The sequence below is a fragment of the Streptococcus anginosus genome (assembly GCF_900636475.1).
GTDB lineage: Bacteria > Bacillota > Bacilli > Lactobacillales > Streptococcaceae > Streptococcus > Streptococcus anginosus.
The window spans coordinates 812249-836329 of the sequence record NZ_LR134283.1; the positions used below are offsets into that span (position 1 = coordinate 812249).

Annotated in this window: 22 protein-coding genes; 6 read left to right on the plus strand and 16 right to left on the minus strand. The window is 39.7% G+C overall.

Going from position 1 to position 24081, the window contains the following annotated elements:
• Window positions 1-73: 73 nt before the first annotated feature.
• From EL079_RS04010 to EL079_RS04020, 3 genes are all read right to left on the minus strand, one after another.
• Window positions 74-1735, minus strand: coding sequence for a ribonuclease J (locus EL079_RS04010; RefSeq protein WP_003032685.1), 1662 nt, complete (start codon window positions 1733-1735; stop codon window positions 74-76).
• A 697-nt stretch (window positions 1736-2432) separates the two neighbouring features.
• Window positions 2433-3719 (minus strand): peptidase U32 family protein, encoded by a 1287-nt coding sequence (locus tag EL079_RS04015; protein WP_003032731.1) that lies wholly within the window; start codon window positions 3717-3719, stop codon window positions 2433-2435.
• A 130-nt stretch (window positions 3720-3849) separates the two neighbouring features.
• Entirely contained in the window at window positions 3850-4779 is a 930-nt protein-coding gene (locus EL079_RS04020) for a peptidase U32 family protein (RefSeq protein WP_003032770.1), read from the minus strand.
• A 138-nt stretch (window positions 4780-4917) separates the two neighbouring features.
• On the opposite strand from EL079_RS04020, the gene EL079_RS04025 reads away from it, so the two are divergent.
• Window positions 4918-5211: a DUF3270 domain-containing protein gene (locus tag EL079_RS04025; protein WP_003032701.1), complete on the plus strand. Its 294-nt coding sequence runs from the start codon at window positions 4918-4920 to the stop codon at window positions 5209-5211.
• 104 nt (window positions 5212-5315) lie between these two features.
• Here EL079_RS04025 and EL079_RS04030 read toward each other — a convergent pair whose 3' ends face one another.
• From EL079_RS04030 to EL079_RS04065, 8 genes are all read right to left on the minus strand, one after another.
• Window positions 5316-5786, minus strand: coding sequence for a YtxH domain-containing protein (locus tag EL079_RS04030; RefSeq protein WP_003032705.1), 471 nt, complete (start codon window positions 5784-5786; stop codon window positions 5316-5318).
• Between the two features lie 15 nt (window positions 5787-5801).
• Window positions 5802-6185 carry a DUF948 domain-containing protein gene (locus EL079_RS04035; protein WP_003032761.1) on the minus strand — a complete coding sequence of 128 codons (384 nt, stop codon included), beginning with the start codon at window positions 6183-6185 and terminating at the stop codon, window positions 5802-5804.
• Window positions 6186-6203: 18 nt separating this feature from the next.
• Window positions 6204-6977: a prolipoprotein diacylglyceryl transferase gene (lgt, locus tag EL079_RS04040; RefSeq protein WP_003025115.1), complete on the minus strand. Its 774-nt coding sequence runs from the start codon at window positions 6975-6977 to the stop codon at window positions 6204-6206.
• The gene (gene hprK / locus EL079_RS04045; protein WP_003032689.1) at window positions 6970-7902 is read right to left on the minus strand and encodes an HPr(Ser) kinase/phosphatase; all 933 of its coding nucleotides are present in this window, start codon (window positions 7900-7902) and stop codon (window positions 6970-6972) included. The genes lgt and hprK overlap by 8 nt, the downstream gene beginning before the upstream one ends.
• A 117-nt stretch (window positions 7903-8019) precedes the next feature.
• A complete protein-coding gene (locus EL079_RS04050) occupies window positions 8020-8541 on the minus strand; it encodes an NUDIX hydrolase (RefSeq protein WP_003025120.1) in 522 nt (173 codons plus the stop codon).
• Window positions 8542-8591: 50 nt separating this feature from the next.
• Window positions 8592-8864: a PspC domain-containing protein gene (locus EL079_RS04055; RefSeq protein ID WP_025271868.1), complete on the minus strand. Its 273-nt coding sequence runs from the start codon at window positions 8862-8864 to the stop codon at window positions 8592-8594.
• Window positions 8865-8968: 104 nt separating this feature from the next.
• Window positions 8969-9418 (minus strand): SprT family protein, encoded by a 450-nt coding sequence (locus tag EL079_RS04060; RefSeq protein WP_003032681.1) that lies wholly within the window; start codon window positions 9416-9418, stop codon window positions 8969-8971.
• A complete protein-coding gene (locus EL079_RS04065) occupies window positions 9405-11534 on the minus strand; it encodes a Tex family protein (RefSeq protein ID WP_026248157.1) in 2130 nt (709 codons plus the stop codon). Before EL079_RS04065 ends, EL079_RS04060 begins: the two co-directional genes overlap by 14 nt.
• Before the next feature lie 120 nt (window positions 11535-11654).
• Between EL079_RS04065 and EL079_RS04070 the strand changes: the two genes are divergently transcribed.
• From EL079_RS04070 to zwf, 5 genes are all read left to right on the plus strand, one after another.
• Complete coding sequence (locus EL079_RS04070; protein ID WP_003027644.1) at window positions 11655-11795, plus strand: SPJ_0845 family protein; 141 nt, start codon at window positions 11655-11657, stop codon at window positions 11793-11795.
• Window positions 11792-12697 carry a permease gene (locus EL079_RS04075; RefSeq protein ID WP_003032699.1) on the plus strand — a complete coding sequence of 302 codons (906 nt, stop codon included), beginning with the start codon at window positions 11792-11794 and terminating at the stop codon, window positions 12695-12697. Before EL079_RS04070 ends, EL079_RS04075 begins: the two co-directional genes overlap by 4 nt.
• The gene (locus tag EL079_RS04080) at window positions 12694-13509 is read left to right on the plus strand and encodes a TIGR03943 family putative permease subunit (protein ID WP_003032772.1); all 816 of its coding nucleotides are present in this window, start codon (window positions 12694-12696) and stop codon (window positions 13507-13509) included. The genes EL079_RS04075 and EL079_RS04080 overlap by 4 nt, the downstream gene beginning before the upstream one ends.
• Before the next feature lie 114 nt (window positions 13510-13623).
• A complete protein-coding gene (locus EL079_RS04085; RefSeq protein ID WP_003032710.1) occupies window positions 13624-14988 on the plus strand; it encodes an MFS transporter in 1365 nt (454 codons plus the stop codon).
• 47 nt (window positions 14989-15035) lie between these two features.
• Window positions 15036-16523 (plus strand): glucose-6-phosphate dehydrogenase, encoded by a 1488-nt coding sequence (gene zwf, locus EL079_RS04090; RefSeq protein ID WP_003032763.1) that lies wholly within the window; start codon window positions 15036-15038, stop codon window positions 16521-16523.
• 52 nt (window positions 16524-16575) lie between these two features.
• Here zwf and ftsY read toward each other — a convergent pair whose 3' ends face one another.
• Genes ftsY through rnc form a run of 5 tightly spaced genes read right to left on the minus strand, consistent with a single transcriptional unit; the run spans window position 16576 to window position 23912 of the window.
• On the minus strand, window positions 16576-18069 hold the full coding sequence (ftsY, locus tag EL079_RS04095) for a signal recognition particle-docking protein FtsY (RefSeq protein WP_003032673.1): 1494 nt from the start codon (window positions 18067-18069) through the stop codon (window positions 16576-16578).
• A 12-nt stretch (window positions 18070-18081) separates the two neighbouring features.
• The gene (locus EL079_RS04100; protein ID WP_003032687.1) at window positions 18082-18894 is read right to left on the minus strand and encodes a Cof-type HAD-IIB family hydrolase; all 813 of its coding nucleotides are present in this window, start codon (window positions 18892-18894) and stop codon (window positions 18082-18084) included.
• Window positions 18894-19688 carry a Cof-type HAD-IIB family hydrolase gene (locus EL079_RS04105; RefSeq protein WP_003032723.1) on the minus strand — a complete coding sequence of 265 codons (795 nt, stop codon included), beginning with the start codon at window positions 19686-19688 and terminating at the stop codon, window positions 18894-18896. The genes EL079_RS04100 and EL079_RS04105 overlap by 1 nt, the downstream gene beginning before the upstream one ends.
• A gap of 1 nt (window position 19689) precedes the next feature.
• Window positions 19690-23223, minus strand: coding sequence for a chromosome segregation protein SMC (gene smc / locus EL079_RS04110; RefSeq protein ID WP_003032703.1), 3534 nt, complete (start codon window positions 23221-23223; stop codon window positions 19690-19692).
• On the minus strand, window positions 23214-23912 hold the full coding sequence (gene rnc / locus EL079_RS04115) for a ribonuclease III (protein ID WP_003032757.1): 699 nt from the start codon (window positions 23910-23912) through the stop codon (window positions 23214-23216). The genes smc and rnc overlap by 10 nt, the downstream gene beginning before the upstream one ends.
• Window positions 23913-24081 lie beyond the last annotated feature (169 nt).

Here is a 24081-nt window from a genome sequence, read left to right on the forward strand (position 1 = left end):
AGGGGTTGGAACAAACGTCCTGACCCCACTATTTTTGTTACTATAGGTTAAATGTACTTACTTATTTATTTTCTTAACGCACTTCCATTACAACAGGTAAAATTGCTGGACGACGTTTGGTTTGCTCAAAGAGATATTTCGCAAGATTATCACGCACAGCTCCCTTCAGTTCACCCCAGTCAAAATTATCTTTTGCAAGATAATCTTCAACTGTCTTATTGATTAAGTCAGCACTTTCACGCAGAATGTCACGACTTTTCTTGACATAAACAAATCCACGCGTATGAACCTTGGCTTTGGAAATAATCTTCTTGTCACGACGGTTCACCGTAATAGCTACGATAAAGATACCGTCTTCAGACAGAACTTTGCGGTCACGAAGAACGATATTTCCGACATCACCAATCGCATTTCCATCAATCATGACATCACCAGAAGATACCGCACCAGAAGGTACAAAATCACCCTTTTCATATTCCATAATGCTACCACGTTTTGGAATAAAAATGTTCTCTGGCAACATACCAATTGCCATGGCAGCTTTAGCATGTGCTGCCAATTCGCGATATTCTCCTTGAATTGGGAACAAGAATTTCGGCTGCAAGAGGTTTAACATCAATTGCAAATCGCGCTCATTTCCATGTCCAGATACTCGTAAATCTTGCGTAATTAGTTTGACAACACCACCTGCTTGGTAAATCATGTTTTCTACACGTGCCACCAAGGCTTCTTTTGCGATAGACGGTGTTGTAACAATATAAACCAAATCGCCTTCTTTGATTTCTACATAACGGTGACGTCCGATAGACATCTTGCGCAAGCCATTGATTGGCTCACCCATACGCCCAGTTTCCAAAATAATCAACTCATGATCTTCAAACTTGGACATTTCTTTTGGCTTGATTAGCAAACGTTCGTCCACGAGTGATAATTTCTTCAAGCGAATAGCAGTACGAACGATATTTTCAATGTCAAATCCAGTCAATACAACACGACGACCTGTCCTAGCGGCAGCTTCAAAAACTTGTTGAATACGAGAAAGATTGCTTGCAACCGCTGCAACTATGACGCGTCCATTCCAATCACCAATCGTATCGGTGATTTCTTTGCCGACTTCACTTTCACTCGCCACTTGAATACTACTATCTGCATTTGCAGAATCACTAAGAAGAGCTAGAACACCTTCACGACCAATTTCCGCCAAGCGAGCAAAATCTGTTGCATAAGACTGACTAGCTGTCTGGTCAAACTTGAAATCACCTGTGTAAACAATATTTCCCTCAGACGTTTTCAAAACAATCCCTAAACTCTCCGGAATGGAATGCGTTGTTTTAAAGAAAGATACAACTGTACCTCCAAAATCAATCTCTGTGTCTTCATCAATCACATGAAAATCATTGAACTTTTTGACCGTATCATTTCCTTTGACAAATAACTTAGCCAACTCAATCGTCAATTCTGAGCCAAACACAGGAACTTTCGTTTCAGCAAGTAAATAAGGCAAGGCACCAATTGCATCTGCATGCCCGTGTGTCAAAAAGACCCCTGCAATACGGTCCTTATTTTCAAACAAATAGTCCATATTTGGAATAACAAAATCCACACCAAGCTGTTCATTTTCTGGATATTTTAATCCGACATCCAGGACGAAAATAGATTCATCCACTTCAGCGATGTAAAGATTTTTTCCATTCTCACGTACGCCACCTAAAGCAATCAATTTAATATTGCTCATTGATTCTCCTTTTCAAATTTTTTTACTAACGGTCCTTGGAATCCCAAGTCGAATTACAGTTTTGCAAATCTTTTGTATATCCAATTTATTATACTACTTTTCATGATTTTTTTCAAAGAACAGAGCATACAAAAAACTCCTAGTTACTGTATACCTACAGAAAGCTAGGAGCCGTCTCTATTTGCTAATAAGTGATAGATAGACTTTCAGAAAGTAATTATCTGAAAAGAGATTCTTATGATGATTCCATCGTTATTTTATTAAAGAATGATTTTCTTGTCCACAATATATCAAAAACAAGTTTTTTCATCTAAAACAATAGCGGTTTTATACCAAAGCGTGAAAATCATTAAAAAGCTTCTACCGACTGCATCAAATAACATTCTTATTTATTCTTACTTTGCGTTCTTTATACGCGATGCAATTCTACAAACCACTACATGACATCTTCAGAAATATTTATCAAATACCTCCAATTAAGAAAAACAATTAGCAAATAGAAACTAATACATCATAAACGATTTAAAATATGAACGTTCCGACACCCATTGGAATCAGCCCTTTCTTATCTTTCTTTAATTATATTGTACACCTTCTTTTTTAAAAAAGCAAGCGTTTACATTCATTTTTTTTAAATATTTTTTACAAATGAAAAGAGGCAGAATTAACCATTCAAACCTCTTCTCAATGTAGATTTTTATGCCCGTACTGTGACACTTGTGCCGTCTTCTTTATAAAGATTTATCAAACCTTCTTTACGACTACGTACCATATCACCTGGATAAACTGGATGTGGCAAGGAAATCGTCAACAGTTCCATCGGATTAGGAGCCCGATCAATTTTATTTCCATCTGAATCGTGTAAATCTGTAATGACTGCATCAAAATGACGGAAACCAGGACCATAAAATTCAACTGGGTCGCCCTCATTAATGACATTTCGTTGCCGAATAGTCGCTGTTTGCGTATCAGGGTCATAAGCCACCACTTCTGCCACAAATTTATATTGCGGAATTTTGCGGCGTGCTCCAAAAAGCTGCTCATTTTCAGTCGGTGTATGATAATAAAATCCTGTCGCCAACTCACGTTGCGCAACTTTCCACATTTCATCTACTAAATCTTGCTTGATTGCTTCAAACTTTTCAGGACTTTCAAGATAAGCATCTACTGCCGCCTTGTAACAATTTGAAACAGTAGATACATAGTGAATAGACTTCATGCGCCCTTCAATTTTCAAGCTGTCCACCCCATTTTCAATCATATCTGGAATGTGATCAATCATGGACATATCCACAGCCGACATAGAAAATTCTTCTGGAATTTCGCCTTTTAAGCTCTTGCGCTCTTGTCCAAAAGGCATATCGTAGAGATCATATTTCCAACGACAAGATTGAGAGCAGCCCCCACGATTGGCATCCCGCATGCTCATATGATTGGACAAAGTACAACGTCCTGAGTAGGAAATACACATAGCGCCGTGAACAAAGGCTTCAATCTCAACATCGGTATGTTTGCGGATTTCTGCCAATTCTTCCATGGAAACTTCGCGCGCCAAAACGACACGTGTCAACCCCAAATCTTTCCAAAATTCCAATGTTTCATAGTTTGTCGCGCTAGCTTGTGTTGACAAGTGTACTTCCAAACCTGGCGCTTCTGTACAAGCAATGGCAATCAAAGCTGGGTCAGATACGATAACAGCAGAAATACCAATATCCCGCAAAGTGCGGAACCATTCTCCAGCTCCTTCTTCATTGCCTTCGTGGGTCACCATATTTGCAGCCACATAGACTTTAGCGCCGTGTTCACGAGCAAATTGAACGCCCTCTTCCATTTCTTCAAATGTAAAATTTCCAGCACGACTGCGCAAACCATAGGCTTGTCCACCAATATAAACAGCATCCGCTCCATAGCGAATGGCGACTTTTAATTTTTCCAACGTTCCAGCAGGCGCCAGAACCTCTGGCCTTTTCAAAGTTTTTGTCATATTCTCGCTCTTTTCTAAATTCTAATACTTAGCCTTTTTATTTTATAGCAAAAAGGGCTTGAAAGCAAACTAAAGATAGCAGATTGTGAATGTTAAACAAGCAGTCACAACTCGCGACCATCTGTATTCCTTATTTCACCTGGTCTGGATCATATTCATAAAATCCAGTATCCAAGAAACGATTTTTGGGATGCAATTGATGAATCTGCTCATCCAAAAGGAAAGCCTGATCATGTGTAAATTGATTGGTCTCAATCAGCTCACGCGCTTGCACAAAGAGTTTGGCAATTTCAACAAAATTGTGTCCTGGCGTGTAAATGCCTTCTAATTTCCAATGTGTAAAGCCATGTTCTACCAACTCTCCAAGTTTCGTCATCATATCCAAATCATTATTTGCAAAAATATGCGTCCCATGATTGTCCTCAAAAATAGAATAATGGCTATCTGGGTCACTCGGCTCTGCAAGGAATAAATCACGCTCACGGCTCTTTTCGTCATCAATATGAGTAAAATTATAATAGTTTTGCAAAAGCGGACGCTTAGAGTGATGAATGACGCTAGCACCATAAACTAAAATCTCAACAGGAATTTCTAACACTTCCTGCATTTTAAACAATTCTGCCGATGGAATTTCCCGTGCTAAAACAGCCTCAGAAGCGCCAGCTTTTTGCCCCCAGAAGTTCACTTGACGACTGCTAGCAACCATAGTCGAGGCATCATAAATCGTCTTAAACGGATAACCATCGCGTTTTAACACATAAAAGACACCGGCATCTCCCACAGTAATATAATCCGCCTGAATATCCACTAAAAAATCAAGAAATGGCTTGATTTTATTCATCATTTCCTGATGCATCAAAGCATTGACAGCAACTGTCAACTTTTTGTCCGCCTCATGTACAAGGGCTGCAATCTGCCGCAATTCATCATAAGAAAAAGTATGGGGTAACCGAAGACCATACTCCTTTTCACCTACATAAATGCGATCTACGCCTGCTTCTAAAAGCTCTTTTACTTGTTCAACGCTCTCAGCTGTCGCTGTAATGATAATCTTTTTCATAGCAAAATTATAACATATTTTTGATTTCTCTTCTATTTTTTAATTTGAAAAGCATTTTTAGCCTTTTTGTAACCGTTATGTAATATTTATCTAATTAAAATCATGATAAAATAAGAGAGTACTGTAAGGAGAGAGAACATGACTGCAAGAAAATATCAGCCCTATCAAGAGGACTACACCTATCCAGAATTAGAACAAGAACAATATCCCCTTTATCAAGATTACATTCCTGAAGCAAAAACGAATCCAAATCTGAAAGAATTACTATTTTTCGTGAATATTGCTACATTTTGTATCTTGACAGCTTTGTTTAGCTTTTTATTCTTGTCTATTAAAATAAACACTTTCTTAGCTTTTGCTTTAGCAATTGGTGTTAGTTTAGTTTGCATTAAAATGCAGCAAGCATTTATTCGTCAGAAAAGAAATAAATAGTTTTGAAATTAAAGCGCCTTGCAAACAGGCACTATTTTTGTCGTGAATTGTTGTGATTCGTTGTGATGTAAAATCGATGTTAAAAAGTTAAAAAAATTGAGGTGCTAGTCCTCAATTTTTTTGTCTTCATTTTCCGATTCTTGGTTTTCTTCTGTCAAATCAATGACAATATCCTCCGATGTGGTTTCTTTATCAACTGGTTCTTGCTCAGTTTTTTTGAAATCTTCTGGAGAGATACCTTCTGGTGTCATTTTTTCTTTCCATTCTTGCATTTTCTCTTGTGAGAAGTCAACTACTTGTTTCGTTGCTTCTTTCACAGAGTCAAGAATTGTTTCACCTGTAATTTCTCCGCTCTCAACCTTTTCTTTGGCTTGGTTGACTGCTTCTGCAGCTTGATTAGAGAAATGATTGGCTTTTTGTACTACTTGATCTTTAAAATCATCTGGATTTTCTTTGACCTCATTCATGAAATCAGAAACCTTAGCTGTCACTTCTTTTCCTTTTTTACTTGTGAGAAATACCGCTGCAGCCGCACCAGAGATTGTTCCTAAAAGGATAGATGAAAATTTACCCATAATAAACCTTCTTTCTTATTTTTTAAATAGTTTAGTAACCATACGTAAAGCCGATAAAGTTGCACCAGCTTTGACACTATTTTTTCCTGCTGCAGCAGCTTTTTTGCTCAAATGACGAGCAGAATCATTCAAATCCGAAACGGACTCAGATAAATCTGCAACTGCAGTGAAAAGCGGGGCAATGGTTGTCATTTTTCCATTAATATCATCTGCTAAAACATTCACTTTCGTTAACAATTCATTGGTTTGATAAAGTGTCACATTGACATCTGTCGTCAACACCTGAATTGTTTTTTCTGTTTCATCAACGACATTTGAGATTTTCCTAACCAAAAAAATCGTATAAACAATCAAAGCAATCAAAGCGAGGGCAACTAGACTATAAGCAATTTCAAGCATTTTTCTTCTCCTAACTTTTTAATAATAAGGGGTATCTTTTTTTCTGCGTTGGTAAATGACGAGAATGATTCCTGCAACCACTAGAACAGCAGACAACCATTGTGACACACGCAAGCCCGCAAACATGAGACTATCTGTTCGCATACCTTCAATCACCATGCGACCTATTCCATACCAAATAAGATAAAATCCAGTCATTTCCCCACGTTTGAGAAAATTTTTCTTTCTTCTCGCAACCATCACTAAAGCAAATCCTAACAAATTCCAAACCGACTCATAAAGAAAAGTTGGTTGTCGGTAATGACCATCAATGTACATTTGGTTGCGCATAAAACTTGGTAAGTAATTTAGACTTTTAACAACCGCTCCGTAAGCCTCTTGATTGAAGAAATTTCCCCAGCGTCCAAGACTTTGGGCAATCATCACTCCTGGAACCGCAATATCTAAAAAGTCTAGCGTATTGATAAGCTTTCTTTGTGAGAAAAAATACAAGACAATCGCTCCGGTGATTAAACCGCCATAGATAGCAATTCCTCCGTGCCAAATGGCAAAAATCTCAGCAGGATTTTTAGCATAATAGCCCCAATCAAAAATGACATAATAAATGCGAGCTCCAACGATTGCTAAGGGAAACGCAATGAGGATAAAATCAAGAATGTCATCTGGAATGATTTTCTTTCGCGGCGCTTCACGCATAGCCAGATAAACAGCTAAAACTAAACCTGTTACAATACAAATCGCATACCAGCGAATACTTAGAGGTCCTATTTTAAATGCAATTGGATTAATCATGAGACACCTCATTCTCACTAATGAGATTGGTCAAGCGTTCCTCAAAAGTCTTCGTGGCATCAAAGCCCATCTCTTTAGCACGGTAATTCATCGCTGCTGCTTCAATCACCACCGAAATGTTGCGACCCGTTTTCACAGGAATACGAATCCTTGGAATGGACACACCTGATACTTCAAACTCTTCACCATTATTTCCCAAACGGTCAAATGTTTTATTGACATCATAATTTTCCAGATAAACAGCCAATTGAACCTGTGATGAATCCTTGACAGCACTAGCTCCATAAAGGCTCATGACATCAATAATCCCAACACCGCGTATTTCAAGTAAATGGCGCAAAATTTCCGCTGGCTCGCCCCAGAGAGTCATTTCATCTTTTGCGTAGATATCTACGCGGTCATCCGCAACTAAACGATGTCCCCGTTTCACCAGTTCTAAACCAGTTTCGCTTTTTCCGATTCCACTATCTCCTTGAATCAAGACACCCATTCCGTAAATATCCATTAAAACCCCATGAATACTGGTTCGCTCAGCCAAACGTGAATCTAGATAGCTAGAAATTTCACCGGATAAACGACTCGTTGGGGTGCGGCTGCTGAGAACAACAATTTTATTTTCCTTTGCAGCCTTCAACATCTCATCAGGTACTTTCAGATCACGCGCCACAATCATAACAGTGTCTCGTTCAAACATTTTCCGTAAAACCTGATAGCGATTGTGAGAGGTCATCTTCATCAAGTAAGACCATTCTTTCATTCCCATTAGCTGGATACGTTCTGGTGTGTAATAGTCAAAATAACCTGTCATTTCAAGTCCTGGGCGGGAAATATCAGAGGTCGTAATTTCTCTTTCCAACATTTTCTCATCGCCATAAACCACATTTAATCTGACTTTTTTTAATAGATCTTTGATCTTTACAGTCATATTCTTCCCCTTTGATAGTTTCTTTTTCTATTATAGCAAATTTTGAGATTAAAGGAGAGTTTCATCCTTGATTTTGCAAAGAAAATGGATGCAACCATATATAATATATAGCATTTACTACTTCTCTGACTGGAGCATTTTTTCTACAATTTGTTTTTGATTTTGAAATAAAGGATAACGATTCATAAAATAACGGAGTTCACTAGGTTTCAGCCAGATGTGGCTATCCGTTTCACCTTCTTGATATTTCACGTCTTTCTCTGTGACGATTGCCTCATAAAAATCAAAATGGCAGTGATCTTTAGGTGAAGTCGTCTGCTCAATCAGTTGTATTTTTCTAGGAATCAGCCCAGTTTCTTCCTGCAATTCACGATAGGCTGCGGTCATGCTATCTTCACCAGCCAACACACTCCCTCCTGCACCAAACTCATAATAATTAGGATGAATTTCTTTTTTTGGACTGCGGTGCATCAGGAGAAATTCCCCATCTATATGACGAACGAAGACATTGACACAGAGGTGATACTGCCCTTCCGCAATTGGTTGACCTCTCTTTAGAAACTTTCCTTGTCGCTCTCTTTGCTCATTATAAGCATCCCAATATTCCATTTCTCCTCCTCCCAAAATAAAGGAGTCCATTGTCCGAACTCCTTTCTAGCATATATAACCAAACGCTTTTTCCAACACACTCACCAAAACCAGCCGTCATCTTCTTTGATTGCTTCTGCTTCTTTGCGCTTACGAGGTCCTGTTCCATACATTTCTTCTTCTACGTCTTCCTTGTAAGGCATCACAGATGATAAAATGATGTAGATGATAATCCCTAAGCCCAAATTAGAAATGGTAAATAAAACGAATAAAAAGCGAACAAGCCCTACATCTAAACCAAATTTGTCCGACAAACCAGCCAAGACTCCTGATACAGCGCTATTTCGGCGTAATTTATAAAATTTTGTTTTCATAATCATTTAGCCTCTTTCATTGATACTAAATCTAGTGTAGCACATTTCAGTCATCATGCCATCCGTCCCTAGGCGGATTTCTGATTGTTTCGCGAAAATAGTCATTAAGACTGCAACTGTCTGATAAAAATGAGTTTCCCTTGACAATGTCCGCAGCAATACCGCTCAGTATTGATTCGTCTTTTTCTATGATATTGTGCACGACAATGCAAGCATTGATAAACAAGCATTTTTGCAGATGATTGGCTTGATAAAGTAGGCGCATAGCGCAAACCGTCCACGGATTTCAATAATTGCTTGAAATCTCGATCCTTATGTCGATAACCTTTCTTTTCAAAGTAAAGATGATAATGGCACAACTCATGCCGCACAATTTTTCGGAAAGTTTCCAAACCAAACTGTTCATAGATTTTAGGATTAAAATCGAGATGACCATCCTTTGGAAAAAAGCGTCCACCTGTTGAGCGAAGACGCTTATTCCAAGAAGCCGTATGTCGAAATTCTTTGCCAAAATCTTCCAAAGAGACTTGTCTGACATAGTTAGTTAGATTCACGCGGTGCCACCAAGGAAAGATTGACCTTTTCTCTTTCTATATCCAATTTGTCTACCCAAACGGTTACCAAATCACCAACAGAAACAACTTGACTCGGATGTTTGACATAGCTGTTGCTGAGCTTAGAAATGTGAATCAAGCCATCTTCGTGAATGCCAATATCGACAAAAGCACCAAAATCAACAACATTGCGGACAACGCCTTCTAACTTTTGCCCAATTTGTAAGTCCTTTATATCAAGGACATCTTGACGCAGAACTGGTGCATCAAATGAATCACGCATATCACGTCCTGGCTTGAGCAAGTCTGCAATGATATCCTTGAGGGTAACTTCTCCCAAGTTCAAATCTGCAGCAACTTTTTTGACATCTAAAGACTGCAATTTTTCTTGAGCGGCTTGATCTAAGTCCGTAATTGCAAGCGTTTGGAACAATTTCTCAACAGCTGGATAACTCTCTGGGTGAACACCTGTATTATCCAAAACATTATCACTTTCGGGAATCCGTAAGAACCCTGCCGCCTGTTCAAATGCTTTAGCACCTAGACGAGGAACTTTTTTAATCTCCTCACGCGAGCGAATCACGCCTTCTTCTTCACGATATTTGACAATATTTTCAGAAATCGTTTTGTTTAACCCTGCCACATGCGATAGAAGAGATGGGCTTGCGGTATTGATATTAACGCCGACTTGGTTAACAACGGTATCTACGACAAAATCCAAGCTTTCAGATAATTTCTTCTGGCTCACATCATGTTGGTATTGACCGACACCGATTGATTTTGGGTCAATTTTAACTAGCTCTGCAAGAGGGTCTTGCAGTCGACGTGCGATAGAGATAGCCGAACGTTTCTCAACGGTCAAATCAGGGAACTCATGCCGCGCCAATTCGCTAGCAGAATAAACAGACGCACCGCTTTCATTGACAATAACATAGCTGACGTTTGGATGAGTTTTCAATACTTCAGCGACAAATGCTTCACTTTCACGACTAGCTGTTCCATTCCCAATAGCAATGATTTCAACACCAAATTGGTCAATCAAGTCTGACAAATCTTGCTTAGAAGCTTCAATTTGCGCTGCTTTTGCCGGTGGAACAGGATAGATAACCTGAGTTGTCAGCATTTTTCCAGTTGCATCTACGACTGCTAATTTTGCTCCTGTCCGAAAAGCTGGGTCAAATCCTAGTACCACGCGTCCTTTGAGTGGCGCAATCAAGAGCAGATTTCGCAGATTATCTGAAAAAAGCTGAATCGCTCCGTCTTCTGCAGTTTCGGTCAATTCTGCCCTAATCCGACGTTCCATAGCTGGAATGATTTTCTTTTTCACAGCTTGCTGGATTGCTTCATGAATGTAGTCATTTTTGACCTTAAAGCGCACTTCAAAGAAGCGGATAATCTTATCTACATTATTCTCAAAACTAACTTTGAGAACACCTAGCTTTTCACCACGATTCAGTGCTAAGGTGCGATACCCCTGCATATCTGCGATTTTTTCGGAAAAGTCATAATAGATTTGAAACACTTGCTTTTCGTCCAAATCTTGATCTTTTAAAGTTGAAACAATGCTTGAATTTGTCAGCATTTCATGATAAGTCCAAGCACGCAGTTGTACATCTTCTGAAATGGCTTCCACTAAAATATCTACAGCTCCAGCTAGAGCTGCTTCTGTCGTCGGAAATGTTTCGTTAGTTAAGGCAGTTGCTTCCTCTTGAAGAGTGGCAGCATTTTGTAATATGAGTCGTGCCAAAGGAAAAAGTCCTGCTTCACGTGCAATCGTAGCTTTTGTCCGACGTTTTTCTTTGTAAGGAAGATAAAGTTCTTCCACATCAGCCAACTTTTCAGCTGCTTCAATGGCCGCACGCAATTTGTCCGTCAGCTTTCCTTGTTCCTCAATCTTTGCCAGCACCGTTGCCTTACGCTCTCTGAGGTTCGTCAGACTTTTATCCAAATCAAGAATAGCCTTAATCTCTACCTCATCCAAATTACCTGTCATTTCTTTCCGATAACGAGCGATAAACGGAATCGTGTTGCCCTCTGCTGTCAGTTCCAATACTTTTTCAATTTGCTTCTGACTAATCTTTAAACTTTGCGATAGTTCGATAATATTTATTTCCATAAAGAACATTATACCACATTCATCTCCTTCTTTCACAAGCTAATTACTATTCTGCTGACTTTATTTCACCATAATTTTCAAAATGATAGTATAATAGTTAAAAAGGAAAAGGAGGCTGTTATGGCTATTAAATTTACGCGTTCAGATGATTTGGACAAAATGTTTGAAGAATTTGCAACGTTACCTAAAATCGAAAAGGTAGAATTTCCTGATGAAAAAGAAAAAAAGACCAAGAAAGAGCAAAAGGCTAAAAAGTCATGAGCTTTTTTAATCAACTGCCACCTAGTGTGCTACAAGCTGGTGCGATTTTCCTCTCCATTATTATCGAAGCACTACCTTTTGTGCTAATTGGGAGTATTATTTCAGGTTTTATAGAGGTTTATATTACACCAAACAAAGTTTATCGCTATCTGCCTAAGAATAAATGGGGTCGGATTTTCTTTGGTACTTTTATTGGCTTTATTTTCCCTTCTTGCGAGTGCGGAATTGTCCCTATTATCAATCGCTTTTTGGAAAAGAAAGTACCAAGTTACACAGCTGTTCCTTTTATGGTGACAGCACCTGTTATCAATCCTATCGTTCTTTTTGCGACCTATTCTGCCTTCGGGAATTCATTTAAAATGGCTTTACTCAGAGCCCTTGGCTCTATTGTTGTTGCAATCATCTTAGGAATTTTCTTTGGCTTTCTCAACACGGCAACTATTCAAAAAGAGAATCGAGTTATTCAGCATGAACACGACTTCTCTCATTTAAGTCAGCCAAAGAAAGTATTTCAAGTGTTTGTGCAGTCTATTGACGAATTTTTTGATACAGGTCGTTACTTAGTCTTTGGTTGTCTCTTTGCCAGTCTAGTGCAAGTCTACGTGCCTACACGCATTCTGACTTCCATTAGTGCAACACCGCTTATGGCTATTTTGCTATTGATGCTGCTTGCATTTCTTCTCTCACTTTGCAGTGAAGCAGATGCCTTTATCGGCAGTTCGCTCATTTCTAGCTTTGGTTTAGCGCCAGTTCTGGCTTTTCTCGTCATTGGACCAATGCTAGATGTGAAAAATATCCTCATGATGAAAAATTACCTCAAAGTACGATTCATCTGGCAATTCATTGGAATTGTTAGTTTAGTTGTTGTCATTTACTCTTGGCTTGTGGGGGTGGTGCTATGATTCGTTTTCTAATTTTAGCTGGTTACTTTGAAATCACCATGTATTTGCAACTTTCTGGCAAGCTCAATCAATACATCAACATGCATTTTTCTTATTTGGCATATATTTCCATGATACTTTCTTTTGTGCTAGCTATTGTGCAGCTCATCGTCTGGATGAAAAAAATGAAAGTACACAGCCATTTGACGAGCCGCTCAGCAAAATTTGCTAGCATTGCTTTTCTTGTTGTACCACTTATCGTTGCTCTCTTCTTTCCAACGGTCAATTTGGACTCTACAACCGTTTCTGCTAAGGGCTACCATTTTCCACTAGCTGATGGTAGTTCAAAGAGCATTCAGGCTGATGAAGGCACTACTAATCAATACCTGAAACCTGATACCAGTACCTATTTTACTAAAAGTGCTTACGAGAAGGAAATGCGGGCAGCTGCAAAAAAATATCTGAAAAAAGATGTCATCTCCGTTACGACGGAAAATTATATGGAAGTCATGGAAGTCCTCTATGATTATCCAGATGAATTTGCAGGGAAACGCTTGGAATTTACTGGCTTTGTCTACAACGACCCAAGCGATAAAAACAGCCAGTTTCTTTTCCGTTTCGGTATTATCCACTGTATCGCAGATTCGGGAGTTTATGGACTTCTGACAACTGGTAATACAGAGCATTTTGACAATAATACTTGGATAAGAGCGAGTGGAAAAATCACTATTCGCTACCATAAGCAACTAGGACAAAGCTTGCCAACGCTTGAAGTAGATAGTTTCAAGAAAGTTGAAAAACCTAGCAATCCGTATGTTTACCGCGTATTTTAAACAACATTAAATAAGCAAAAGAAGACCTGAGAAGTATTTCTCTAGGTCTCCTATTATGCTCTTTTATAAGTAATTATGATAAAATAAGAGAAATTTATATTTTTAGGAGGTATTATGTCACATCAAAACCAACCCGTTTCAAGGAAAAACTTGCTCTCTATTCTCGCTACAGCACTCATTGCTTTTGCTGGAATTCTGTCTGAAACCAGTATGAATGTCACCTTTCCGCACCTTATGAAAGTTTTTCATACAGACCTTGGCACATTGCAATGGATTACAACAGGTTACCTGCTCGCTGTCTCCATTACAATTACACTAGGAGCCACACTAGCACACAACTGGTCTGAACGTAGAATTCTCTTTACCAGCCTAGCTATTTTTACAGTAGGAAACGGTGTAGCGATGCTTGCGCCAAATTTCGCCCTACTCATGCTAGGCCGCATTTTACAAGGTTCTGCAACTGGAATTGCCACGCCACTTATGTTTAATCTTATCGTAGAACGTATTCCGCGCAATCAAATCGGGTTTTACATGGGACTGTCTGGACTCGTTATAAGCCTAGCTCCTGCGATTGGTCCCACTTATGGCGGCTTTATGATTAGTTTGTTTGATTGGCATATGATTTACACATTCATCATGCCGATTCCGATCATCTCTTTCATTTTAGGATTTTTCTTTTTAGAAAATACTCCCAATAGAAAGAAACGCCCTTTTGAATGGATTTCTTTCTTACTCCTTACCCTCTCGCTTACTTTTTCTATTATGACCATTTCTAGCTTAGAAGAAGGTAGCTTTAATTGGACTTTTGTCATCATCTTTTTATTATCACTTGTCCTTTTCGTTTGGCGAAGTTTAACGGTAGAGCATCCTTTTTTAGATATTCGTATTTTGAAAAATCCAGTTATTTTACTAGGAATTATTCCTTTCTTTCTCTACCAATTTTCAAATTTATCAGCCAATTTTCTGATTCCTAATTTCTTAGTTTTAGTAAAACACGAGGCTACTTCTGCCGCTGGTTTTGCACTGCTTCCTGGAACAATGTTAGGAGCTTTTTCGGCACCTTTCTTTGGAAAATTGTATGATACCAAGGGACCCAAACTTTCTCTATATGGTGGGAATCTCCTCTTTTTCTTAGCTGTTTCTATTTTTGCATTCTTTACAAAAGCCTTAACATTACCACTCATCATCCTTTTTTATATTTTCTTCACGATTGGGCGCAATATGGCGTTCAATAACACGATGGCTTTGTCTGTTTCACAAATTGGTCGTGAGAAGTCGCCAGATGCCACTGCTCTCTTTCAAATGGCTCAAACATTTGCTGGAGCTTTAGGAACGGCGATTGCTGCTATCATGGTCAATCAAGCTCCTAATACTACAACAGGTGTGCATCTTGTCTTTCTACTTCTTTTCTTCCTTGTTATCCTTATTTTTTATCTCTTTTACTCTTTATTTCGAGTTATCAAAAATCAGAAATTTTAATCAATTTATGGTAAAATAAATAAAATATTAGAAAATGGGTGTTCAAAATGTCTTCAAAAGTGATTATTACAATTTTTGGTGCCAGTGGAGATTTGGCAAAAAGAAAACTCTATCCTTCTCTTTTTAGATTGTATAAATCTGGCAATCTGTCTAAGCATTTTGCCGTTATCGGTACAGCTCGCAGGCCTTGGAGCAAGGAATATTTTGAATCTGTCGTGGTCGAGTCTATCACAGATCTCGCTGATAGCCCTGAGCAAGCGCAAGAATTTGCTAGCCATTTCTATTATCAAAGTCATGACGTCCAAGATACTGAACATTATATCGAATTAAGGAAGCTACAAAACAGCCTTGATGAGCAATATCAAGCAGAACATAACAAACTGTTCTTCCTGTCTATGGCTCCTCAGTTTTTTGGTACGATTGCTAAACACCTCAAATCCGAGCAAATTGTAGACGGGAAAGGGTTCGAACGCTTAATTGTAGAAAAACCTTTCGGCACAGACCTTGCCTCTGCTAGCAAACTGAACGACGATTTGTTGGCAACATTTGACGAAGAACAGATTTTCCGGATTGACCATTATCTCGGCAAAGAAATGATTCAAAGTATTTTTGCCATTCGCTTTGCCAATCTTCTTTTTGAAAATGTCTGGAATCGTGATTATATTGACAATGTACAGATTACCTTTGCTGAAAAGTTAGGTGTGGAAGAACGTGGTGGTTATTACGACCATTCAGGTGCACTGCGCGATATGGTGCAAAATCACACACTTCAACTCCTGTCTTTGCTTGCTATGGACAAACCCAAAACTTTTACCAAAGATGATATTCGTGCTGAAAAGATTAAGGTTTTCAAACACTTACACAAGCCGACCGATAATGATTTGAAAAAGCTCTTCATTCGTGGTCAATACACTTCTGGCAAAGTGGACGGGAAAAAGTACATTTCCTATCGTAGTGAACCAAATGTTGCCCCAGAATCTACCACAGAAACCTTTGCTTCTGGTGCATTCTTTGTAGATAGTGACCGATTTCGCGGGGTGCCATTTTTCTTCCGTACTGGAAAACGTCTCACTGCCAAGGGAACCCATGTCAACATTGTCTTCAAGCAAATGGAATCCATTTTCGGCTCCTCGCTTCAACCAAATGTGCTGACGATTTACATTCAGCCAACTGAAGGATTTTCTCTTAGCATGAACGGCAAAGAGGTGGGCGAGCAATTTAACTTAGCTCCATTGACACTTGATTATCGTACAGATGCAACAGCTTCTGGTGCGTCACCAGAACCTTATGAGAAGCTCATCTACGATGTGCTAAACAATGACTCAACCAATTTTAGCCACTGGGACGAAGTTCGCTCTAGTTGGGAATTGATTGACCGTATTGAAGCCTTATGGGCAAATAAAGAAGTTCCACTTCATCATTACAAATCAGGTACTATGGGACCCGAAGCCAGCTTTGAGCTCCTTAACCAATTTGAAGCTGATTGGAATTGGCGTCCAGACGAAGCCTATCGCAAAGAAGGACGATTGGGGTAAAGTAAATATATACAAAAGACTTGCAAAATGAATGAATTGCAAGTCTTTTTTCTTATACCAAGCCCTCTAAGAGCCCTTTCATAAAGTTTTCAGAGTTAAATACTCCAATATCGTCAATTTTTTCTCCGAATCCAATCAGTTTAACTGGAATATCCAGCTCTTGACGGATTGCAAGAACGACACCACCACGCGCAGTTCCGTCGATTTTTGTTAAGACAATTCCTGTTACTGGCGTAATTTTTGAAAATTCCTTAGCTTGAACAAGGGCGTTTTGGCCAGTTGATGCATCCAGTGCCAAGAAAGTTTCATGTGGTGCAGCAGGATCTACCCGTTTGATAATCCGTCCAATTTTTTCTAATTCTGCCATTAGATTATCTTTGTTTTGCAAGCGCCCGGCTGTATCAATCATGAGAATATCCACATTTTCAGCCTTTGCACGCTCCATACCGTCATAAACAACGCTAGCTGGATCACTCTTTTCTGGACCTGTCACAACCGGAACATCTACTCGACGTCCCCATTCCACCAACTGAGCAACAGCTCCTGCACGGAAAGTATCAGCCGCAACTAACATGACTTTCTTGCCAGCCAGCTTATATTTATAAGCCAATTTCCCAATCGAAGTGGTTTTCCCAACTCCGTTTACACCCACAAAAAGCATGACTGTCAAACCGTCTTGTAAATTAATTTTTTCGTTAAATTGACCATCTTTCTCATAGATGTCTACTAACTTTTCAATGATGACCCGACGAAGAGCCTCTGGCTTTTTGGCATTTTCAAGGCGAGCTTCTTGACGTAAGGCTTCTGTCAGACTAGAAGCGACTTGCACTCCCACGTCACTCGTAATCAAGAGTTCTTCTAACTCTTCAAAAAACTCCTCATCTACCGAACGAAAATTAGCAAAGAAAGCATTAAGCCGCGCTCCAAAACCTGTCCGTGTCTTTTTAAGACTACGGTCATACTTTTCCTGAACCGTTTCTTTTTGAATAGATGAACTTGCTTCAATTGATTCGCTAATAGTCTTCTCTACCGTAGTTGACTCTGCTGAGCTTGACCATGCGTTCGCTTCGTCCAGCTGCCTCATATTTTCTTGTTCTGCCTGCTGTCTTCTAGCTTCTGCTAGACGTTCCTGTAAATCTGTAGCAGCACCTGCTTGGTGAGTTGGATTTGGTGAAAGAACTTTTTCATCAGCTTGCGGAACAGCTACAGCTTCATTTGGTAATATATGATTTTCTGGAGCTTGCGAATCATTTTCAGCTGACTCTGCATCTGCTACTATATCAGCCAACTTTGGCTCCATTTCTTCTACTTTTTCTTGAATGGTTTCAAGACGTGCTTCATCCTCAGCAAGGCGTTCTTTCAGCTCTGTTTGGAATGTTTGTTTATCTAGATTCTCTGATTGCGCATTCTCTATAGGAGCTGCCTCTGCTGTTTCTAGCTTCTCTCCTTGATGATCCTCTGATGCTGTTTCTACAGCTCCTTCAGGAATATTTTCAACTGGTTTTTCTTCTTTTTGGCGACCAAAAAGGCGATCAAATAACCCCATTAAATCCCTCCTTTATTTCAGTGCATATTTTTCTATAGCCCAAGCAACAGCATCTTCATCATTGGTCATCGGCGTCACCACATTGGCAACTTCTTTGACTGCTGCTACTGCATTTTGCATAGCTACACCAAGTCCTGCCCATTTTATCATAGATAGGTCATTTGCTTCATCTCCGCAAGTCATGACTTGACTTTGTTCAATTCCTAAATGAGCGATCAATTTTTCTAAGCCATTTGCTTTATGGACATTCTTCGGAGACCATTCTAACAGCATATCGCGCGACTTAAAAATTTCATATTTGTCAAATAAATCGGACGAAAGTTGAGCAATACCACGATCAAGCGGAGCTGGTGCATAAGCTGTCACACATTTATTATACGTTTGTTGGCTAGATAAATCTGCAAATGAAACTGACTCAAATATTAAAGCAGGATTGCAAGTTTGATAAAGCGATTCATGATCTGACTGGATTTGGTAGACAGTTCCTTCACAAATCGCATCCAACGGCAAACCTAACTTTTCTGTTTCCTCAAAAATACGAGCCACATCGTCATAAGCAAAAACTGTTTTATCAAGAATTTCCCCTGTGTTGCGTTGCACCAAACCACCATTAAAAGTAATGGTGTATTCATCCTCTTGATTAGCAACGCCTAATTCGTTTAAGAAAAGCTCCATTGCTTTTAGAGGGCGACCGGTCGTCAAAACAATCTTCATTCCCTGCTCTTGAGCCATCTTAAGAGCTGCCAAATTTCGCTCTGAAATTTTTTTCTCAGAAGTTAGTAAAGTCCCATCTAAATCTAGGGCAATCAATTTTATATCTGCCATTATAAGCCCTCCATATACGTCATAACTGAATGCGCCGCATGATGCCCAATGACCTCTTTGGCTACTTCCAAAATCTCTGGACGAGCATTTTCAGGGGCAATGGGATAACCTGCTACTTGCATCATGTGTAGATCATTCAAATTGTCACCAAATGTCATGACCTGATCCATTTCAAGATTTAATTTCTTCGCCAATTCGACAATGGCAACGCCCTTGTCCACATAGTCTAGGACAATATCAATTGACTTATAACCTGTCGTCATGGCTTTGACACCAGGAACGTGTTCATTGACCCAGGCCTCACCAGCAGCTACTGTTTCTTCAGAAAAATTGGTTGTAAATTTGAAAATTTCATCTGTAATATCCTCCAAGCGAGCTACTTTTTGGATGTTTTCATTATAGTGCGCACTAAAAGCTAAATAAGCTGGATCAACCGTTTCCAAGACATAACAGCCTTTTTTACCTGTTAGAAGCAATTCACTGGTATTGATGAAAGGAGATGTCTTCAATTTCTCAAAAGCTGACAGATAAAAATCTTTGGACATAGTTGCTTCATAAAGATCTTCTCCGTGAAATTCTACCAGACTGCCATTTTCAGCAATAAAAATTATCTCATCTCGCACATCCTCAAATAGCTTTTCTAATGACAGCAAACCGCGTCCACTGGCGACTGCAAAATAGATGCCTTTTTCTTTAAAACGGAGCAACAACTGCTTCAGTCGAACAATGTCAAACTGACCTTTGTCATCTAAAAAGGTGCCGTCCATATCTGTCGCAACTAATTTTATATTCATTTTACATACTTTCTAAATCTTTTAATTTAACGGAAACAATCTTTGACACACCAGATTCTTGCATGGTCACTCCATAGATAGAATCCGCTGCAGACATTGTTCCCTTACGATGGGTCACCACAATAAACTGGCTGTCCTTATCAAAACGATTGAGATAGTCTCCGAAACGTTTGACATTGGCTTCGTCAAGTGCAGCTTCCACCTCATCCAAAATGACAAATGGAATCGTTTTGACACGGATAATGGAGAAGAGTAATGCCAAAGCTGACAGAGCTTTTTCTCCTCCGCTCATCAGATTGAGCGACTGAATTTTCTTACCAGGTGGTTGTACTGAGATTTCTACCCCAGCGGTCAGAAGATCACCTTCGGTCAAAATCAAATCAGCTGAACCGCCGCCAAACATCTGTCTGAAAGTCACTTTGAAGCTCTCACGAATCGCTTCAAAGGTTGATTTGAAGCGTTCTTTTACTTCATCATTCATTTCTTCGATAGTTTCCAAAAGCAAATTTTTCGCAGAGAGTACGTCATCTCTTTGAGTATTGAGGAAATGCAGTCGTTGACTGACTTCTTCAAATTGCTCTACCGCATCAAGATTGACTGGGCCCAGTGCCCGAATAGCTTTTTCTAAATCCTTGACCTTAGTTTCAGAAACCGCAAGATTTTCTAGTGGACGAGCCTGTTTACTAGCTTCATCAACAGACATTTGATAATCATCTGTTAAATTCGTCAGAAGACGACGAAGAACATCTGCAATCTTATCTTTTTCAGCTTCTGCTTTTGCCTGTTTGCGAATCAGATCCTCATTTTGCTGGCGGGCTTGTTCCAGATGACTGGTAAGATCTTCTGCTTGCCCTTCCAAATCGTCCAGTTCAAACTGACACCGAATATTGGCTTGGTTCAAAGCTGTCTTTTCCTGCTCTGCCTGTGTTAATTGCTCTTCTAAAACAGCAATATCCACTTTTGAAGCGGTCTCTTCCTTTTGCTCCATTAAAAATTGCAAAGTTGAAATCTCTTTGTCCAATTCAGATTTTTCATTGGACAAACGCGTGAGATCCGTCTGAACGTAACGCTGATGCCCCGTCAGCTCGGTACGAGCCAAACGAAGCTCAGATAAGCGGGCTGTTAGCTTGTCTAAACGTGCTTGAACAGCATCTTTATCCGACTTAATCTGCTCAATCTCAGCTTCTGTTTCGGATTTCTCTTGCTCAATTTCTGCAAGGCGATTGACTAACTTTTCTTTTTGCTCCGCCATATCAGGAAGAACTTCACGAGATAACTCTCTTTCTTGCAGCACTAAGAGCTCAGATAAGTCTTCAACCTGTTTGTGCGTTTGCTCATAAGCCATTTGAGCCTTTTGCTCTGCTAATCGTGCTTCCTCACCACTTACTTTTATTTCTTCTAACAGATTGTTGGCTTGGCTTAGCTGTGTGTGCAAATCCTCCACTTGCCTTTCTTGTTCGGCTAATGTAACATTCTTCTCAGAAAGTTCCTTTTGTAAAGCGTCCAGATCCGGCTTGATGAAAATCGTATTGTTATTTCGATTAGCGCCACCTGCATAAGAACCGCCTGTCCGCAATTCTGTTCCATCCAGCGTGACAATTCGTACTTGATACCGAACTTTGCGAGCAGCTGCTCGCGCATTTTCTACCGTATCAAAAATGGCTGTTGTACCTAGCAAATTTTGGAAAATATGCTCTAAACTCTTATCATAGCGCACCAAAGACGAAGCTAGACCAAGAAAACCAGTGCTTTTTTCAATGCTTGCTCGATGATGATCTGGTAAATGCCGCGCTTTAATCGTTGTCAGTGGCAGAAAAGTTGCCCGTCCTGTTCGATTGCGTTTCAGAAATTCAATTGCTCGTGTCGCAGCTTGTTCGTCTTCTACGATAATATGCTGGCTACTTGCTCCAAGTGCAATTTCAAGTGCTGTCTGGTAATGCGAATCAAAGCTCAATTTTTCACTAACAGCACCGATAATACCGCCCAGGCGCTCTGCTTCTTGAAGAACGCTTTTCACCCCAGCATAGAAATGACTGTGATTTTTCAGAATAGCTTCTAAACTACCAACACGCGCCTTCTTATTTTTTACATCATCCATTAAATCAAACATTGCCGTTTGGTTCTGCTGATAATTCGTTTTTACAGTTTGAACTTGCTTTAGCTGTGCCTGATAATCTGCCAGTAACTGCTGAACCGACTGCCGAGCTGTTTCTAAATCTTCCAGTTGACTTTGCTCGTTGATTTGAAGATTCTTTAAATTTTCTTTTAACTTAGCAAATTCTGCTTGTTTGCTTTCAGATAATTGTAATTCGTTGGCTAAGCGACTTTCTAAAGCAGTTAAGTCATTGGACAAGTCCGCTTCTTCCTGCATCAATTGGACAAATTCAGCACGTAATTTTTCAATCATCTGGTCAGGATCATCCGAAAATGCCTCAATTTCAGCTTCTAATTTATGAATCGCTTGTTGATTTTGTTCCAATTTTACAGCAAAATCAGTCAACTGCTCGTCTTTTCCCTGCCATTCTGTTTGAACCGCCTCTAATTTTTCTGTCAATCCTTTCAGGCGTTCCTCATTTTCCTTCCGACTGCTGGCAGCTTGACTAGATTCTAATTTGGAAACTTCGATTTGGCGTTCTAAGTCACTGATGAGGCGTGTTAGTTCAAGCAAACTCGCTTGGTCATCTGCCATTTGTTTTTGCAAATCATGACGTTTTTCTTTCAGAAGAGCATTTTCTTGCTCTAGCTGGTCACGTTTGCTGTAATAAGCAGACAAAGATTGCTGAATCCCCACAAGCCGTTCTTCAGTATCATTCAGCTGTGTTTTATTTCCCTTTATTTGAGCAATCAATACATCCAAATAAAGAGCACGGCGTTCCTCATCCAATTTCAAAAACTGCTTAGCTGTCGTAGCTTGCTTTTCAAGAGGCTTCACTTGACTATCGAGCTCATAAATAATGTCTTCCAGCCGATCTAGATTATCTTGTGTTTGGCTGAGCTTGCTTTCAGTCTCCTTGCGCCGCGTCTTGTATTTCAGTACGCCAGCCGCTTCTTCAAAAATGGCACGGCGCTCCTCTGGCTTGCTATTGAAAATTTCTTCCACCTTTCCTTGGGAAATAATGGAAAAACTATCTCGTCCGAGCCCTGTATCCATAAACAAATCATGAATATCTCGTAAACGTACCTTTTTACCGTCTATTTTATACTCGCTATCCCCACTGCGATAAATATGACGCTCCACACGAATCTCATCTGCAGCTTGCTGGATAAAACGGTCTTTATTGTCCAAAACGACAACAACAGAAGCATAATTCAGTGGTTTGCGAGTTTCAGTCCCCGCAAAAATGACATCTGGCATTTTCCCGCCACGAAGACTTTTAACACTGGACTCTCCCAGTGCCCAACGCAGGCTTTCAGTAATGTTACTCTTTCCTGAGCCATTTGGTCCAACGACTGCTGTCACTCCCTGATCAAATATTACCTTGGTCTTATCTGCAAAAGATTTGAAACCTTGAATTTCAATTTCTTTTAAATACATGAATGACTTTCCTTTTCAAATGCATTTTTAGCAGCTTCCTGCTCTGCTAATTTTTTCGAGCGTCCTTGACCTTGTCCAACCGTTCTGCCATCAACAGATACCGCTACAGCAAATTCTTTGGCATGAGCTGGACCGGACTCAGAGATGACTTGATAGACAATCTCGACATCACCATTGACTTGGAGCAGTTCTTGTAGCTTGGTCTTGTAATCAACCACCTGCTCAAAGTCTCCAACTTCTACCTTTGGAATCATGACTTGATACAGGAAGTTTTTGACCGCTTCCACTCCCTTATCTAGCAACAAAGCTCCTAAAAAGGCTTCAAATAAATCCCCAAGAATGGTATCCCGATTACGCCCACCTGACTTTTCTTCGCCACGACCTAATTTGATAAATTGATCAAACTGGCAATCTCGACTAAAACCAGCCAAACTCTCTTCACGTACAATGGTTGAGCGAAGTTTTGACAAGTCCCCTTCTGGTTTTTTCGGATATTTTTTATACAGATATTCTGAAATCAATAATTGCAGAACAGCGTCTCCTAAAAATTCCAAGCGCTCATTGTGTGAAATGTTTAAGAGGCGGTGCTCATTGGCATAGCTAGTGTGTGTAAAAGCTGTCTCCAGCAACTTTTCATCTTGGAAGACAATTCCAAATTGCTGACTCAAAACTTTATATAAATCTCTCATTTTTTCTCCTTTCAAGAAGAACTTTTTCTTTTAATACTTAATGAACATCAAAAATTTAACAATCACCTCCAGCTCAGCTGTCTCCCAGACAATTGGAACTAGAAAGCAAATGCGTGTGAGGCAAAAACTCTACTTGAGCTTTTGAAGTTGCTGGTGCAATCAACGAAAT